Origin of the sequence: Rhizobium sp. RU35A, assembly GCF_900156005.1 — a bacterium.
GTDB classification, from domain to species: Bacteria; Pseudomonadota; Alphaproteobacteria; order Rhizobiales; family Rhizobiaceae; genus Neorhizobium; species Neorhizobium straminoryzae.
On record NZ_FTMR01000008.1, the window covers coordinates 172,528 to 187,027 of the forward strand.

At 63.1% G+C, this 14,500-nt stretch carries 14 protein-coding genes; 11 read left to right on the forward strand and 3 right to left on the reverse strand.

The window, feature by feature from the left end:
- Nucleotides 1-60: 60 nt before the first annotated feature.
- The 3 genes from F3H95_RS18450 to F3H95_RS18460 are packed head-to-tail and all read right to left on the reverse strand — an operon-like array spanning nucleotide 61 to nucleotide 2,997.
- Nucleotides 61-1,389 (reverse strand): FMN-binding glutamate synthase family protein, encoded by a 1,329-nt coding sequence (locus F3H95_RS18450; protein ID WP_149747067.1) that lies wholly within the window; start codon nucleotides 1,387-1,389, stop codon nucleotides 61-63.
- 14 nt (nucleotides 1,390-1,403) lie between these two features.
- Nucleotides 1,404-2,090 carry a GXGXG domain-containing protein gene (locus tag F3H95_RS18455; RefSeq protein ID WP_149747068.1) on the reverse strand — a complete coding sequence of 229 codons (687 nt, stop codon included), beginning with the start codon at nucleotides 2,088-2,090 and terminating at the stop codon, nucleotides 1,404-1,406.
- Between the two features lies 1 nt (nucleotide 2,091).
- Nucleotides 2,092-2,997: a glutamine amidotransferase family protein gene (locus F3H95_RS18460; RefSeq protein WP_149747069.1), complete on the reverse strand. Its 906-nt coding sequence runs from the start codon at nucleotides 2,995-2,997 to the stop codon at nucleotides 2,092-2,094.
- Nucleotides 2,998-3,241: 244 nt separating this feature from the next.
- Here F3H95_RS18460 and F3H95_RS18465 point away from each other — a divergent pair, with 244 nt between their 5' ends.
- The 11 genes from F3H95_RS18465 (at nucleotide 3,242) to F3H95_RS18515 (ending at nucleotide 14,465) form a co-directional block, all read left to right on the forward strand.
- Nucleotides 3,242-5,557, forward strand: coding sequence for a bifunctional salicylyl-CoA 5-hydroxylase/oxidoreductase (locus F3H95_RS18465; RefSeq protein WP_149747070.1), 2,316 nt, complete (start codon nucleotides 3,242-3,244; stop codon nucleotides 5,555-5,557).
- Nucleotides 5,558-5,564: 7 nt separating this feature from the next.
- Nucleotides 5,565-6,350 (forward strand): SDR family NAD(P)-dependent oxidoreductase, encoded by a 786-nt coding sequence (locus tag F3H95_RS18470; RefSeq protein WP_149747071.1) that lies wholly within the window; start codon nucleotides 5,565-5,567, stop codon nucleotides 6,348-6,350.
- A gap of 22 nt (nucleotides 6,351-6,372) precedes the next feature.
- The gene (locus F3H95_RS18475) at nucleotides 6,373-6,792 is read left to right on the forward strand and encodes a thioesterase family protein (protein ID WP_142880581.1); all 420 of its coding nucleotides are present in this window, start codon (nucleotides 6,373-6,375) and stop codon (nucleotides 6,790-6,792) included.
- Nucleotides 6,785-7,180 (forward strand): RidA family protein, encoded by a 396-nt coding sequence (locus tag F3H95_RS18480; RefSeq protein ID WP_149747130.1) that lies wholly within the window; start codon nucleotides 6,785-6,787, stop codon nucleotides 7,178-7,180. Before F3H95_RS18475 ends, F3H95_RS18480 begins: the two co-directional genes overlap by 8 nt.
- A 32-nt stretch (nucleotides 7,181-7,212) precedes the next feature.
- Entirely contained in the window at nucleotides 7,213-7,638 is a 426-nt protein-coding gene (locus tag F3H95_RS18485) for a cupin domain-containing protein (RefSeq protein WP_142880580.1), read from the forward strand.
- Nucleotides 7,638-8,486, forward strand: coding sequence for a fumarylacetoacetate hydrolase family protein (locus tag F3H95_RS18490; protein WP_149747072.1), 849 nt, complete (start codon nucleotides 7,638-7,640; stop codon nucleotides 8,484-8,486). The genes F3H95_RS18485 and F3H95_RS18490 overlap by 1 nt, the downstream gene beginning before the upstream one ends.
- 2 nt (nucleotides 8,487-8,488) lie before the next feature.
- Complete coding sequence (locus tag F3H95_RS18495) at nucleotides 8,489-9,280, forward strand: SDR family oxidoreductase (RefSeq protein WP_149747073.1); 792 nt, start codon at nucleotides 8,489-8,491, stop codon at nucleotides 9,278-9,280.
- A gap of 178 nt (nucleotides 9,281-9,458) precedes the next feature.
- Complete coding sequence (locus tag F3H95_RS18500) at nucleotides 9,459-10,388, forward strand: transcriptional regulator (RefSeq protein ID WP_149747074.1); 930 nt, start codon at nucleotides 9,459-9,461, stop codon at nucleotides 10,386-10,388.
- 123 nt (nucleotides 10,389-10,511) lie between these two features.
- Nucleotides 10,512-12,023 carry an alpha-N-arabinofuranosidase gene (locus F3H95_RS18505; RefSeq protein WP_149747075.1) on the forward strand — a complete coding sequence of 504 codons (1,512 nt, stop codon included), beginning with the start codon at nucleotides 10,512-10,514 and terminating at the stop codon, nucleotides 12,021-12,023.
- 7 nt (nucleotides 12,024-12,030) lie between these two features.
- Nucleotides 12,031-13,101: an ABC transporter ATP-binding protein gene (locus tag F3H95_RS18510; RefSeq protein WP_149747076.1), complete on the forward strand. Its 1,071-nt coding sequence runs from the start codon at nucleotides 12,031-12,033 to the stop codon at nucleotides 13,099-13,101.
- An 89-nt stretch (nucleotides 13,102-13,190) separates the two neighbouring features.
- Nucleotides 13,191-14,465, forward strand: a complete 1,275-nt coding sequence (locus tag F3H95_RS18515) for an extracellular solute-binding protein (RefSeq protein ID WP_142880574.1) — start codon at nucleotides 13,191-13,193, stop codon at nucleotides 14,463-14,465.
- Nucleotides 14,466-14,500: the final 35 nt, after the last annotated feature.

Consider the following 14,500-nt stretch of genomic DNA (forward strand, 5'->3'; position numbering starts at 1 on the left):
TTGAGACACAATCAGCGATGAAAAAGGCCGCCTTCCCGAAGAAAAGGCGGCCGGCAGTTTTCAGAAGCCTCCCTTGCCCGGATACCAGTCGGTGCCGGCAAGCGGTACCTTCGCCATGGCGGCGGCCTCCATCGTCAGCGCACAGAGGTCTTCCGGCTCCAGATTGTGCAGCCTGTTCTTGCCGCAGGCGCGGGCAATGGTCTGCGCCTCGAGTGTCATGACCTTGAGATAGTTGGCGAGACGTCGACCGGCGACGACTGGATCGAGCCGGGCGGCAAGCTCGGGGTCCTGCGTCGTGATGCCGGCCGGGTCCCTGCCTTCGTGCCAGTCGTCATAGGCACCGGCGGTGGTGCCGAGCGCGCGGTACTCTTCCTCCCATTTCGGGTCGTTGTCGCCGATGGCAACCAGCGCCGCCGTGCCGATCGAGACCGCATCGGCGCCCAGTGCAAGCGCCTTCGCCACATCGGCGCCGGAGCGGATGCCGCCGGAGATGATCAACTGCACTTTGCGGTGCAGGCCGAGATCCTGCAGGGCCTGCACGGCGGGGCGGATGCAGGCGAGCGTGGGCATTCCGACATGCTCGATGAAGACATCCTGGGTTGCGGCTGTGCCGCCCTGCATGCCGTCCAGCACCACCACATCAGCCCCGGCCTTCACGGCAAGCGCCGTGTCGTAATAGGGACGCGCTCCGCCAACCTTCACGTAGATCGGCTTTTCCCAGTCGGTGATCTCGCGCAGTTCGAGGATCTTGATTTCCAGATCATCCGGCCCGGTCCAGTCCGGATGGCGGCAAGCGGAGCGCTGGTCGATGCCTTTCGGCAGGGTGCGCATCTCCGCCACCCGGTCGGAAATCTTCTGCCCCAGCAGCATGCCGCCGCCGCCGGGTTTGGCCCCTTGCCCGACGACAATCTCGATGGCATCGGCGCGGCGCAGGTCGCGCGGGTTCATGCCGTAGCGGGAGGGAAGGTACTGATAGACCAGCACCTGGGAATGACCGCGCTCCTCGTCCGTCATGCCACCGTCGCCGGTCGTGGTGGAGGTGCCGGCCAGGGTCGCGCCACGCCCCAGTGCTTCCTTGGCATTGCCGGACAGCGCGCCGAAACTCATGCCGGCAATGGTGATCGGGATCTTCAGCTCGATCGGCTTCCTGGCGAAACGGGTGCCGAGCACCACCGAGGTCTCGCACTTCTCGCGGTAGCCTTCGAGCGGATAGCGGGAAATGGAGGCGCCGAGGAACAGCAGGTCGTCGAAATGCGGCACCTTGCGCTTGGTGCCGCCGCCCCTGATGTCGTAGATGCCGGTTGCTGCCGCCCGGCGGATTTCCGCCAGCGTATGGTCATCGAAGGTGGCAGACTTGCGCGGCGGGGTCAGCGGATTGTGATAGCTCATGAACGCCCCTTGCCTCAGTATGCGTCGGCATTGTCGATATGGAAATTGTAGAGTTTGCGGGCGGACCCATAGCGCCTGAACTCTTCCGGCTTCACGCCGGTGACGCCCGCCTTTTCCAGAAGCCTGGCCAGCTTTTCCAGATGCTTCGGCTTCATCGGCTTCTCGATGCAATCGGCGCCGAGGCTTTTCACCGAACCGCGCACGAAAAGCTTTGCCTCATAGAGGGAATCGCCCAATGCCTCGCCGGCATCACCACAGACGACGAGATGGCCTGACTGCCCCATGAAGGCCGACATGTGACCGATCGATCCGTGCACGACGATATCGATGCCTTTCATCGAGATGCCGCAGCGCGAGGCCGCATTGCCCTTGATCACCAGCAGCCCGCCGCGCCCGGTGGCGCCCGCATATTGCGAGGCATCCCCCTCCACGATCACGGTCCCGGACATCATGTTTTCCGCCACCCCCGGCCCGGCCGAGCCATGGACCGTGACGGTTCCGCCGTCGTTCATGCCGGCACAGTAATAGCCGACCGATCCATGCACCTCGACCGAAACCGGACTGTCGATGCCGACCGCAACAGCGTGATGCCCGCGCGGGTTCACCACCTCGAAGCGGGTGTCGTTCGTGCCCTGCTCCAGCCCGTGCAGCGCGCTGTTCAATGCCCGGAGTGGCGTTGCGGAGAGATCGAAAACAGGCATGTCAGGCGGCCTTCTCGTGGTCCCAGAAGTAGACGGTGGCGGGTTCCGGCTCCCAGACGCGTGCGGCCTCGATGTCCGGAAGGTTGACGAGGGCCCGATATTCGGAGCCGAAGGCGACGTAACGGTCGGTTTCGGCCATCACGGCCGGCTTGCAGGCAATCGGATCGCGCAGCACGCCGAAGCCGGTCCGGGTGCCGACGACGAAGGTGAAGAAGCCGTCGAGATCGTCCAATGCGCCGGTCAGAGCTTCGCCAAGATCCTTGCCGGAGGCCATTTCGGCGGTGAGATAGGCGGCGGCGACCTCGGAATCATTGTCCGTCTCGAAGGTCATGCCGCTCCGCACAAGCGTACGGCGCAGGTTGTTGTGATTGGAGAGCGAGCCGTTGTGGACCAGACACTGATCCGGTCCGGTGGAAAAGGGATGGGCGCCAAGCGTGGTGACCGCACTTTCGGTTGCCATGCGCGTGTGGCCGATGCCGTGCGTACCGCCCATGGCCCGGACGCCGAAGCGGGAAACGACATCGCCCGGCAGCCCCACTTCCTTGAAGATCTCGACACTTTCGCCAGCACCCATGATGCGGATTGACGGCCGAAGCTTCTCCAGCAAGGCGCGGATGTCGCCCCGGCGGTCTGCGGCGATCTCGATCACCGCATGCGTGTTCTTCTCCGTCACCGTGGCGGGCAGGCCGGCTGCGGAAAGCTCTGCTGTCAGATTGGCAAAATCCGCGCCCGGTCTGGCCGATTGCACGGTGATCTTGGCGATTCCCGGCCGAGGCGTGCCGTAAATGGCGATTCCGGCGGAGTCCGGCCCCCGATCCGTCATGGTGATCAGCATGTCCGAGAGAAGATCACCCAGCTGTGGTGTAAGGCTCTTGTCCTTCAGGAACAATCCCACAATGCCGCACATCCGCGTTCTCCCTGATATCGCTGCCTGTATGCTTAGCAGCGTGGCGGAATGAAATCAATCACAGGGAATAAAAGTTGCCTTATAAGAATTATTGGCTACATCTGAAAGCCTCCGACGTGGCCGATCTCAGACAGTGTTCGATGGTGCGGCTGGGCAGTTGACAGGCCTCGGCTCTCTAGATACTTTAACCTTAAAATAAATCGAAGCCCTTCCGCGATCGAGGGGCGCGACCACGGAGGGTTTCATGCGTATCGTCTGCATTGGCGGGGGGCCTGCGGGGCTTTATTTTGCGCTTCTGATGAAGAAGCTGCATCCGGACCACACGGTCACGGTGGTGGAGCGGAACCGTCCCTATGACACCTTCGGATGGGGGGTGGTGTTCTCCGACCAGACGATGCAATCGATGCGCGCCTGGGATGGCGAAAGTGCCGCCGAGATCGAGGACGCCTTCAATCACTGGGACGATATCGAGGTTCTGTTCAAGGGAACCCGTCAACGCACCACCGGTCATGGTTTCGTCGGCATTGGCCGCCGCAAGCTGCTGAACATCCTGCAGGCGCGCTGCGAGGCGCTGGGCGTAGAGCTGGTCTTCGAACGGGAAGCCGAGAGTGATCTGGATTTCCCTGAGGCTGATCTGGTGATCGCCTGCGACGGCGTGAACTCCCGTATCCGCGCCCGTTACGCCGAGGTGTTCCAGCCCGACATGGTGGTTCGTCCGAACCGCTATATCTGGCTTGGTACCCACAAGCTGTTCGACGCCTTCACCTTCGATTTCCGCAAGACGGATCACGGCTGGTTCCAGGCGCATATCTACAAGTTCGATGACAAGACCTCGACCTTCATCATCGAAACGACGGAAGAAGCCTATCAGGCTCACAAGCTCGGCGAGATGTCGCAGGACGAGTCGATCCGGTTCTGCCAGGACCTTTTTGCCGAGACGCTGGAGGGTGCGGAGCTGATGACCAATGCGCGCCATCTGCGCGGCTCTGCCTGGCTGAACTTCCAGCGGCTGATCTGTGGCACCTGGAGCCATTTCAACGGCAACAGTCACGTGGTCCTGATGGGGGATGCCGCCCACACCGCCCATTTTGCCATCGGCTCCGGCACCAAGCTCGCGATTGACGATGCGATCGAACTCGCGAACCAGTTCAACAAGGCCGGCCACGGCAAGGACAGTATTGCCGATGTCCTCAAGATCTATGAGGAGATCCGTCGCGTCGACGTCGCCCGCATCCAGAATGCGGCGCGCAACGCCATGGAGTGGTTCGAGGTCGTCGGCCAACGGTATGCGGACACGCTGGAGCCGGAACAGTTCATGTATTCCATGCTGACCCGCTCGCAGCGCATCAGCCACGAAAACCTGCGCCTGCGCGACAAGACGTGGCTGGAAGGCTACGAGCGCTGGTTTGCTGCCAAGCAGGGCCTCAATGTGACAGAAGGCGAGCGCTGCCTGCCACCGATGTTCACGCCCTACAAAGTGCGTGGTCTCACACTGCCGAACCGAATCGTTGTCTCGCCCATGGCCATGTATTCGGCCAAGGACGGTCTGATCGACGACTTCCATATGGTGCATCTCGGCAGCCGTGCGCTCGGCGGCGCGGGTCTCGTCTTCGCCGAGATGACCTGCGTGTCGCCTGATGCCCGCATCACACCTGGCTGCCTCGGCCTCTGGAACGATGAGCAGATGGAAGGCTGGAAGCGGCTTGTCGCCTTCGTCCACGGCAATTCCAGTGCCAAGGTCGCCGTTCAGCTTGGCCATGCCGGCCGCAAGGGCGCGACCAAGCTTGCCTGGGAAGGTATCGACCAGCCGCTCGAAAGCGGCGACTGGCCGCTTCTGTCGGCCTCGGCGCTGCCGTACCTCAAGCACAGCAAGGTGCCGAAGGCGATGGACCGGGCCGACATGGACCGCGTCAAGGCCGATTTCGTCGCCGCCACGAAGCGCGCGGCGGAAGCCGGCGTCGACTGGCTCGAATTCCACGCCGCCCATGGCTATCTGATGTCCAGCTTCCTGTCGCCGCTGACCAACCGGCGCGAGGACGAATATGGCGGCAGCCACGAGAACCGGGCGCGCTATCCGCTGGAAGTGTTCAAGGCGGTGCGCGAAGCCTGGCCGGCCGACAAGCCGATCTCGGTGCGCCTCTCCTGCCACGACTGGTTCGAGGGCGGCAATACGCCGGAGGATGCGGCGATCTTTGCGCAGATGTTCAAGGATGCCGGCGCCGACCTCATCGACTGCTCGTCGGGTCAGGTATGGAAGGAAGAGCAGCCGGTCTATGGCCGTCTCTTCCAGACACCCTTCTCCGACAAGATCCGCAACGAGATCGGCATCGCAACCATCGCGGTCGGAGCCATTTCGGAAGCAGATCACGCCAATTCGATCATCGCCGCCGGTCGTGCCGATCTCTGCGCTGTTGCCCGTCCGCATCTGGCAGACCCCGCCTGGGCGCTGCACGAGGCAGCCAGGATCGGTCTGAAGAACGTGGCGTGGCCGAAACAGTACATGTCCGGCAAATATCAGTACGAGGCGAACCTCGCCCGTGCCGCAACGCCTTCGAAGTGAGGCGGACGTGGCGCACTCGCTTCAGGACACGCATGTTCTCGTTACCGGCGCCGGTTCCGGCATCGGTGCGGCCATTGCACGCCGGCTCGCGCGCGACGGCGCCCGGTTGACGCTGGCCGGCCGCCGTGCGGAACCGCTGGAGGCTCTGGCCGGCGAACTCGGCGGTGGGCGGGCCTTTCCCCTCGCCGGCTTCGATGTCACCGATGCGCAGGCCATCGCGGCGGGGCTGGAAAAGGCGCGTGCGAACTTCGGCCCCGTCTCGATCCTCGTCAACAATGCCGGCGAAGCGCCGAGTGCGTCTTTCGAGAGGACAAGCCTCGACCTCTGGTCGAAGGTGCTGGCCGTCGATCTGACTGGCGTCTTTCAGGTGACGCAGGCAGTGCTGCCGGATTTGAAGGCGCATGGGACAGGTGCCCGCATCATCACCATCGCCTCGACCGCCGGGCTGACGGGCTATGCCTATGTTTCTGCCTATTGCGCCGCCAAGCATGGGGTGATCGGGCTGACGCGGGCGCTGGCGCTGGAGCTTGCCCGCAGCGGCATCACCGTCAACGCGGTCTGTCCGGGCTTCACCGACACCCCGATCATTGCCCGTTCGATCGAGACGATCATGCAGAAGACGGGGCGCAGCGCCGAGGAGGCGCTGGCCGAATTCACCCGGTCAAATCCGCAGGGACGTCTCGTCGCCCCCGAGGAGGTGGCCGATAGCGTCGCGTGGCTTGCCGCACCGGGCGCCTCTGCCGTGACCGGGCAGGCGATCGCGGTCGCCGGCGGCGAGATCATGGCCGGATAACAGGAAAAGCGGGAGAAACCCCATGCCCTTCACCATTTCCAAGCCGATGCGGTTCGGCGATTGCGACCTGACCGGGATCGCCTATCACCCGGCCTATCTCTCCATGCTGGTCGACGTCAACGAGGCGATGTTCGCCTCCTTCGGCATCACCTGGAAGGAGATCATGTTCGAGCGCAAGCTCGGTCTGCCGACCGTGACGCTGAACCTCGAATTCAAGAAGCCGGCCGTCTATGGCGACGTGCTGGATTTTGCCGTCACGGTGCGCGCCATCGGCCGCGCCTCGCTCGATCTCGAAACGGTGGTCACCGTGGACGGCGACATCATCTGGACGGTGCGCCAGCGCATCGTGATGACCTCGACGATCGATCACAAGTCCCATCCCTGGCCTGACGACATCCGGGCAGGCCTTACCCGTTATCTGGAGCCCCGTCATGATGCATGAAATCATCCAGCCTGAAGGCTGGGCCAAACCCATCGGCTATTCCAACGGCATCAGTGCCCGTGGCCGCATCGTGCAGGTCGGGGGGCAGATCGGCTGGGATGAACAATGCGAGTTCCATTCCGACGACTTTGTCGATCAGGTGCGCCAGACGCTGACCAACATCGTCACCGTTCTGGCGGCTGCGGATGCCAAGCCGGAACATCTGATCCAGATGACCTGGTATTTTACCGACCGCGACGCCTATCGCTCGCGCATGCGCGAGGTCGGCGAGGTCTACCGCGCCATCATCGGCCGGCATTTCCCGCCCATGGCCGCCGTACAGGTGGTGGCGCTGATGGAAGACCGCGCCAAGGTCGAGATCCAGGCGCTCGCCGTCGTGCCGGACTGAGCGCGATATCCATTTAACCCGAGGAGGACAACATGAACACCAAGGTTATGCCCGTCGTCACCCGCAAGGGGCAGGAAGACACCGGAACCGGCCAGTCCGGCGGCTGCGTGCGCGTCTCCGGCGTCAGCCCCCAGCATACGCCGGCCACGAAAATCTGGTTCGGCAAGGTTTCCAACGAACCCGGCTACCGCTCCTATCCGCATCACCATGGCGAGGCCGAAACCGGCGGCTATGTGCTGAAGGGCAAGGGCCGCATCTATTTCGGCGAGAACTGGCAGGAATATCTCGACATGGAAGAGGGCGACTTCATCTTCGTGCCGCCGCACTGGCCGCATATCGAGGTCAACATGTCGACCACCGAAGAACTGGTGTGGCTGACCACCCGCACCCCGGACAACATCGTCGTCAACCTGCCCGACGTCGATGACAGCATCCTCGTTGGCTACAGGCGCGCCTGATGAAACTCCTCCGTCATGGCCCGGCGGGCGCCGAAAGGCCCGCCCTTCTCGATGCGGACGGCAAGATCCGCGATCTCTCCGGCATCGTTGCCGACATCGCCGGTGACACGCTCTCCGACGAAGGCCTCGCACGCCTGCGGGCCATTGATCCGGCGAGCCTTCCCGAAGTCACTCCCGCGCGCATCGGCGCCTGCGTCGCGCGGCCCGGCAAATTCATCTGTGTCGGCCTGAACTATGCCGACCATGCGAAGGAAACCGGCAAGGCGCCGCCGGAGGAACCGATCCTCTTCATGAAGGCTACCTCCGCCGTGGTCGGCCCGAATGACGATATCGAGATCCCCCGCGGTTCCACCAAGGCGGATTGGGAAGTCGAACTCGGCGTCGTGATCGGTACACGCGCCAAATATGTCTCCGAGGACAAGGCGCTTGAACATGTGGCGGGCTATTGCGTCGTCAACGACGTGTCCGAACGCGCCTTCCAGTCGGAGCGCGGCGGCCAGTGGACCAAGGGCAAGAGCCATGACACCTTCGGCCCGATCGGCCCCTGGCTGGTGACGCGCGACGAGGTGGCGGACCCGCAGAACCTTGCGCTCTGGCTTGATGTCGACGGCGTTCGCCGCCAGACCGGGTCCACTGCCACGATGATCTTCGGTGTCGCTCATCTCGTCAGCTATATCAGCCAGTTCATGACGCTGGAGCCTGGCGACATCATCGCCACCGGCACGCCACCCGGTGTCGGCATGGGCATCCGTCCCGAGCCGGTCTTCCTGAAGCCCGGTCAGGTGATCACGCTCGGCATCGACGGTCTGGGCAGCCAGCATCAGGCGACCATCGAGGCGAGGGAGTGACCATGGCCGATCTTGCAGGCAAACTCGCCATCGTCACCGGCGGTGCACGCGGACAGGGCGAGGCGGAGGCCCGGCTGCTGACCGCCAGGGGGGCGGCCGTCATCATCGCCGACGTGCTGGCCGATGAAGGGCGCGCGCTCGCGGACGCCCTGCAGGCAGAGGGCCGCGAGGCCCGCTTCGCCTTTCTCGACGTTTCCGACCCGGCGAGCTGGGACGGGATCATCGCGCTCGCCCGCGACTGGAAGGGGCACATCGACATCCTCGTCAACAATGCCGGCATCATCAACCGCACGCTGGTGGAGACGACGGCGCTCGACGCCTGGGAGCGGGTGCTGAAGGTGAACCTCACCGGTGCCTTCCTCGGCATCCAGGCGGTGGCGCCGCTGATGGCCAAGGGCGGTGGCGGCTCGATTGTCAACATCTCGTCGAACAGCGGCTTTTCCGGCCATTACGATCCGGCCTACACGGCGAGCAAATGGGGCCTGCGCGGTCTGACCCGCAGCGCTGCCATGGAGTTTGCGACCAAGGGCATCCGCGTCAATGCGATCTGCCCCGGCCTGGTGGTGACCGGGCTCAATGCCGGCAGCCCGCATCTGAGGCCGATGATCGAGATGACGCCGATGAAGCGCAGCGGCAAGCCGGAAGAAATTGCCGAACTGGTGCTGTTCCTCGCTTCGGACGCCTCCAGCTTCATCACCGGCGAGGATTTCGTCATCGATGGAGGCTTCACGGCCGGCGCCGCCTATCGCCGCGTCGCCGTCGAAACCGGCATCTACAAGGATGCGACCGACTGAAATCGAGTGCCGGCGGCTTTCCCCTGGCCGCCGGCAGCGCCTCCCCCGCCATATCCACGCCCTCCGTTGCGGCCATTCGAAAAATCGTCTCGCCGCGTGCATAGCTGATCGACAGCTGCCCTCCGTTCCTTTAAATCAGATAGTTCGATACACATCTGTCTGGGCCGGATAACAACGCATGACTCCCAATTTTCTGCTGATCGATGCCGAGAAGGAATTCGACGTCCTGAAGGCCGCCGCCTCGCTGGTGCGCGTCCAGATCCTCAAGGTGCTGCATGAATCCAACGGCCTGAATGTCAACGAGATCGCCGATCGGCTGCAGCAGCCGCAGTCCTCGATTTCCGCCAGCGTGGCGGTGCTGGAGGCGGCCGGGCTTGTCCGCACCGAAACGAAAAAAGCGCGCAAGGGCAGCCAGAAGATCTGCTTTGCTACCTGTGATGAGCTGATCATCTCCTTCCACAAGCCGGAAAAGGCGGCGGACGCGAACCTGATCAGCGTGTCCATGCCGCTTGGCCTCTATACCCAAAGCTCCGTCACGGCCCCCTGCGGTATCTGTTCGCCCGATGGCATCATCGGTCTCCTCGATGTCCCCGATACCTTCATGGACCCGGACCGGATGAAGGCGGCGCTGCTGTGGTTTACCTCGGGCTATGTGGAATATCAGTTTCCCAACAACGCCAAGATTCAGGGACGCACCATCGAGGAGATGGAGTTTTCCATGGAAGTCAGTTCCGAAGTGCCGGGCACGCACAGCAACTGGCCCTCGGATATCACGCTTTCGGTCAACGGCGTGGAGCTCGGTGTCTGGACCTCGCCCGGCGATTTCGGTGACAAGCGCGGCACCTATACCCCCGATTGGTGGAAGCTTTCCGGCTCGCAATACGGCATGCTGAAGACCTGGCGGATCACCAGTGACGGCGCCTTCGTCGATGGCAAGCGCATCTCAGATGTTTCTCTGAAGGATCTCGATCTGTCAGCGCATCGCTCCATCCGCCTGCGCATTGAGGTCAAGCAGGATGCCCGCCATCCGGGTGGTCTCAACATCTTCGGACGCGGTTTCGGCAATTACGACCAGGAGATTCTGCTGCGGCTGCGCACCGCCGTGTGAAATCCGACAATCGATCAAAAGTATGATTTTAGACGTTGACATCAGGTCGACCTCCGATAACAATATCATAAAATAGAGTTTGTACCAAAATTTTTGATACAAACTTGCATGGGAGGAGACCTTATGAAAACGCGTGTTTCCGTCCACCGGGATTTCCGGATTGGGCGCATTGACGATCGTCTTTATTCTGCCTTCATCGAGCACATGGGCCGCGCCATCTATGGCGGCATCTATGAGCCGGGCCATCCGGAAGCCGATGCAAACGGCTTCCGCAAGGATGTGCTGAAATTCGTGCAGGACCTCAAGATCCCGGCGATCCGTTATCCCGGCGGCAATTTCGTCTCTGCTTATCGCTGGGAAGACGGGATCGGCCCGCGCGACCAGCGGCCGATCCGCCTCGATCTCGCCTGGCGCTCCAAGGAAACCAACCAGATCGGCATCAACGAGTTTGCTGCCTGGGCCGGCATGGCTGGCATCGAGATGATGCTCGCCGTCAACCTCGGCTCGCGCGGCCTCGATGATGCGCGCAACTTCCTCGAATACGTGAATTTCCCGGGCGGCACGACGCTGAGCGACCTGCGCCGCAGCCATGGCGCCAACGAACCGCACGGCGTCAAGATGTGGTGCCTCGGCAACGAGATGGACGGCCCCTGGCAGATCGGCCACAAGACGGCCGTGGAATATGGCCGTCTCGCCAACGAAACCGCCAAGGCGTTCAAGGGCTTCGACCCGACCATCGAGGCGATCGTCTGCGGCAGTTCCAACGACCGCATGCCGACCTATCCCGAATGGGAGCGCGAGGTTCTGGAGGAGTGCTACGAGAATGTCGACCACATCTCGCTGCACAAATATTTCGGCAACAACAGCCGCGACACGCTGAACTATTTCGGCAAGATCGAGGAAACCGGCCGCTACATCCAGACCATCGGCGGCGTCATCGATTACGTGAAGGCGAAGAAGCGCGCCAAGAATGATGTCGGCATCTGCTTCGACGAATGGAACGTCTGGTATCATATCCGCGAGGAAGACGGGCAGCGCATCAAGAGCTGGGATTGGCCGGAAGCCCCTGCCCTGCTCGAAGAAACCTACAATTTCGAGGATGCGCTCTTTGTCGCCGGCCTGCTGAACGAGTTCATCCGTCGCTCCGATCGCGTCCGCATCGCCTGCATCGCCCAGCTCGTCAACGTGATCGCGCCGATCCGCGCCGAGAAGAACGGTCCGGCCTGGCGCCAGACGATCTACTACCCCTACCAGTTCGCCTCGCTCTATGGTCGCGGCGAGGCGCTGAACGTCGCCGTCGATTGCCCGACCTATGACTGCAGCACGGCCGATGACGTGAAATATCTGGACGTTGCCGGTGTCTACAATGCGGACGAGGGCGTGGTCACGCTGTTCGTGCTGAACCGTCACCTGACGGAAACGGCGGAACTCGATGTCAGCCTGATTGGCTATTCCAGGCCGGAACTTGCCCTACATCTCGTCATGGAAGGCCATGATCTGCGCATCGGCAACGGCCCTGACGCGCCGGATCGCGTCGTTCCCGTCACCGGCAGCGGCGTTGCCGTCGAGGATGGCGCGCTGAAGGGCAGGCTTGCGCCGCTTTCGTATCATGTCCTGCGCGTGAAGGTTCAGTGAGGCGGCCATGGGTGTCCGCCTCACCAATGTCGCCAAGACGTTTGGCAGTTTCCACGCCCTGCGCGATGTCTCCATGGAGATCCCGACGGGCAGCTTTGCCGTGTTCGTCGGCCCTTCCGGCTGCGGGAAATCCACGCTGCTGCGCATGATCGCTGGACTGGAGGAGACGAGCGGCGGCGCGATCGTCATCGACGATCGCGATGTGACCGCCGTCGAGCCCGCCGAGCGGCAGGTTGCCATGGTGTTCCAGAACTATGCGCTCTATCCGCATCTCTCCGTGTTCGAGAACATGGCCTTCAGCCTGCGGCTCGCCCGCCGGCCGAAGGAGGAGGTGAACAGGCGGGTCCAGGAGGCCGCGCGCATCCTGCAACTCGGGGAGCATCTTCCGAAGAAGCCCTCGCAGCTTTCGGGCGGCCAGCGCCAGCGCGTGGCGATCGGCCGGGCGATCGTGCGCCAGCCGAAGGTCTTTCTGTTCGATGAACCGCTGTCGAACCTCGATGCGGAACTGCGCGTGCAGATGCGGCTGGAACTGACACGACTGCACCGCCAGCTGGGCGCCACGATGATTTACGTGACGCATGACCAGGTGGAGGCGATGACGCTGGCCGACCGGATCTTCGTGCTGAAGGGCGGCGTGGTGCAGCAGGCCGGCGCGCCGCTTGCCCTCTACGACGACCCCGACAACCGCTTCGTGGCGGGCTTCATCGGCTCGCCCTCGATGAACTTCCTGCCGGCGGTGATCGCCGCGCGCGAGGGACACCGGGTGAACTTGCAGCTGGAAGGCAGCGAGCACGCTTTTACGGCCGACCTTTCCGGCCAGGCAGCGGTCGGCCAGGCGGTCGAGATCGGGGTGAGGCCCGAGCATTTCAGGATCGGCGGCGCGGGGCTGCCGGTGCAGGTGGAGGTCGCCGAGGAGCTTGGCGACGTCTCCTATCTCTATGCCCGCACGGCAAGCGGGCGGGAAATCGTGGTGCAGCGGCAGGGGTCCCGCGACCGGCTGGACGGTCAGACCGTCCAGCTTTCTGCAGAACCGCGGCACGTGCTGGTCTTCGATGGTGAAGGCCGCAGGCTTCGCTAGGGCGCGAGGAGGCGTCCGGTGAATGGGATCACCTGTCCGCATCTGACCGGGCAGAGCATGATCATGTGAGAAAAACGGGAGGAGAAACGATGAGACTGATCAAGACGATACTTCTTGGCACGGCGCTCAGCCTTGCCGCCCTGCCGGCGCTTGCCAAGCAGGATATCATCTGGTGGGACTTCCTGTCCGGCGGCGACGGCGTGCGCATGAAGGCGCTCATCGATGCCTTCAACAAGGAACATCCGGACATCCAGATCAAGGGCACGACGCTCGAATGGGGCGTGCCCTTCTACACCAAGGTCCGTACGGCCTCTGCCGTTGGCGAAGGCCCTGATGTAATGACCTACCACCTGTCTCGCGCGCCGCTCGGCCTCGAGGAGAAGGTCCTGAGCGAGATCACCCCGAAGGATCTCGAGGATGCCGGCCTCAAAACCGGCGATTTCTTCGATGCGCCGATCAAGGCCGCCACCCATGACGGCAAGCTCTATGCGGTGCCCTTCGATATCCACGCGCTCATTCTTTATTATAATGCCGACATGCTGAAGGGCTCGCCCTATCTCGATGCCAACGGCAAGCTGACCGGCATCAAGACGCTCGCCGATTTCGAGGCGGCGCTGGCCTGGCTGAAGGGCAAGGGCGTGCCGACGCCGGTGACCTATCAGTCCGGTGGCGATGCGGGCGTCTGGCGCGTCTTCTACACGCTTCTGTCGCAGCAGGGCGGTGAATTCGTCACCAATGGCAAGGTTCTGGATGGCGACAATGCCGAGAAGGCTGCCAAGGTGATCGACACCATGTCGCGCTGGCGTGAAAAGGGCTGGGCGCCGGAACAGGCGGAATACCAGGCTTCCGTGGCGCTCTTCTCGGCCGGCAAATCCGCCTTCCAGCTGAACGGCGTCTGGGAAGTGCCGACCTACAAGGACCTGGAAAAGAACGGCAAGCTGGGCTTCAAGTGGAGCGCCGTGGAAATTCCACCCTTCATGGGCAAGCGCGCCACCTGGGCGGATTCGCATGCCTTCGCCATTCCCAACGAGGGCGCCAAGACCGTGTCCGGCGAAAAGCGCGCCGCGGTCATGAAGGTGATCGGCTGGATGGAAAAGCATGCGATCGGCTGGGCCGATGCCGGCCATATCCCGGCCTACAAGGCGGTGACCGAAAGCGCGGACTACAAGGCGCTGCAGCCGAACGCCACCTATGCGACGCTGGCCGAGGCGGCAGCCTTCGATCCGCAGACCCGCATCACCGGCGTCGCCTCGCCCGCCTATGATGCCTCGCTCAACATCATCGCCCCGGCCATCCAGGGCTATATGAGCGGTGCGGATGCCGTCCAGCAGATCAAGACCGAGCTTCAAGGCAAGCTCAAGTGATCTGCCTTCGCCCTCCGGTTCCCTTCGCCGGAGGG

Bases quoted from the DNA above. Each gene is read 5' to 3' on its own strand.
- F3H95_RS18450 (WP_149747067.1), bottom strand. From the start codon at position 1,389: ATGAGCTATCACAATCCGCTGACCCCGCCGCGCAAGTCTGCCACCTTC.
- F3H95_RS18505 (WP_149747075.1), top strand. From the start codon at position 10,512: ATGAAAACGCGTGTTTCCGTCCACCGGGATTTCCGGATTGGGCGCATT.
- F3H95_RS18490 (WP_149747072.1), top strand. From the start codon at position 7,638: ATGAAACTCCTCCGTCATGGCCCGGCGGGCGCCGAAAGGCCCGCCCTT.
- F3H95_RS18455 (WP_149747068.1), bottom strand. From the start codon at position 2,090: ATGCCTGTTTTCGATCTCTCCGCAACGCCACTCCGGGCATTGAACAGC.
- F3H95_RS18475 (WP_142880581.1), top strand. From the start codon at position 6,373: ATGCCCTTCACCATTTCCAAGCCGATGCGGTTCGGCGATTGCGACCTG.
- F3H95_RS18495 (WP_149747073.1), top strand. From the start codon at position 8,489: ATGGCCGATCTTGCAGGCAAACTCGCCATCGTCACCGGCGGTGCACGC.
- F3H95_RS18510 (WP_149747076.1), top strand. From the start codon at position 12,031: ATGGGTGTCCGCCTCACCAATGTCGCCAAGACGTTTGGCAGTTTCCAC.
- F3H95_RS18485 (WP_142880580.1), top strand. From the start codon at position 7,213: ATGAACACCAAGGTTATGCCCGTCGTCACCCGCAAGGGGCAGGAAGAC.
- F3H95_RS18465 (WP_149747070.1), top strand. From the start codon at position 3,242: ATGCGTATCGTCTGCATTGGCGGGGGGCCTGCGGGGCTTTATTTTGCG.
- F3H95_RS18500 (WP_149747074.1), top strand. From the start codon at position 9,459: ATGACTCCCAATTTTCTGCTGATCGATGCCGAGAAGGAATTCGACGTC.
- F3H95_RS18480 (WP_149747130.1), top strand. From the start codon at position 6,785: ATGCATGAAATCATCCAGCCTGAAGGCTGGGCCAAACCCATCGGCTAT.
- F3H95_RS18515 (WP_142880574.1), top strand. From the start codon at position 13,191: ATGAGACTGATCAAGACGATACTTCTTGGCACGGCGCTCAGCCTTGCC.
- F3H95_RS18460 (WP_149747069.1), bottom strand. From the start codon at position 2,997: ATGTGCGGCATTGTGGGATTGTTCCTGAAGGACAAGAGCCTTACACCA.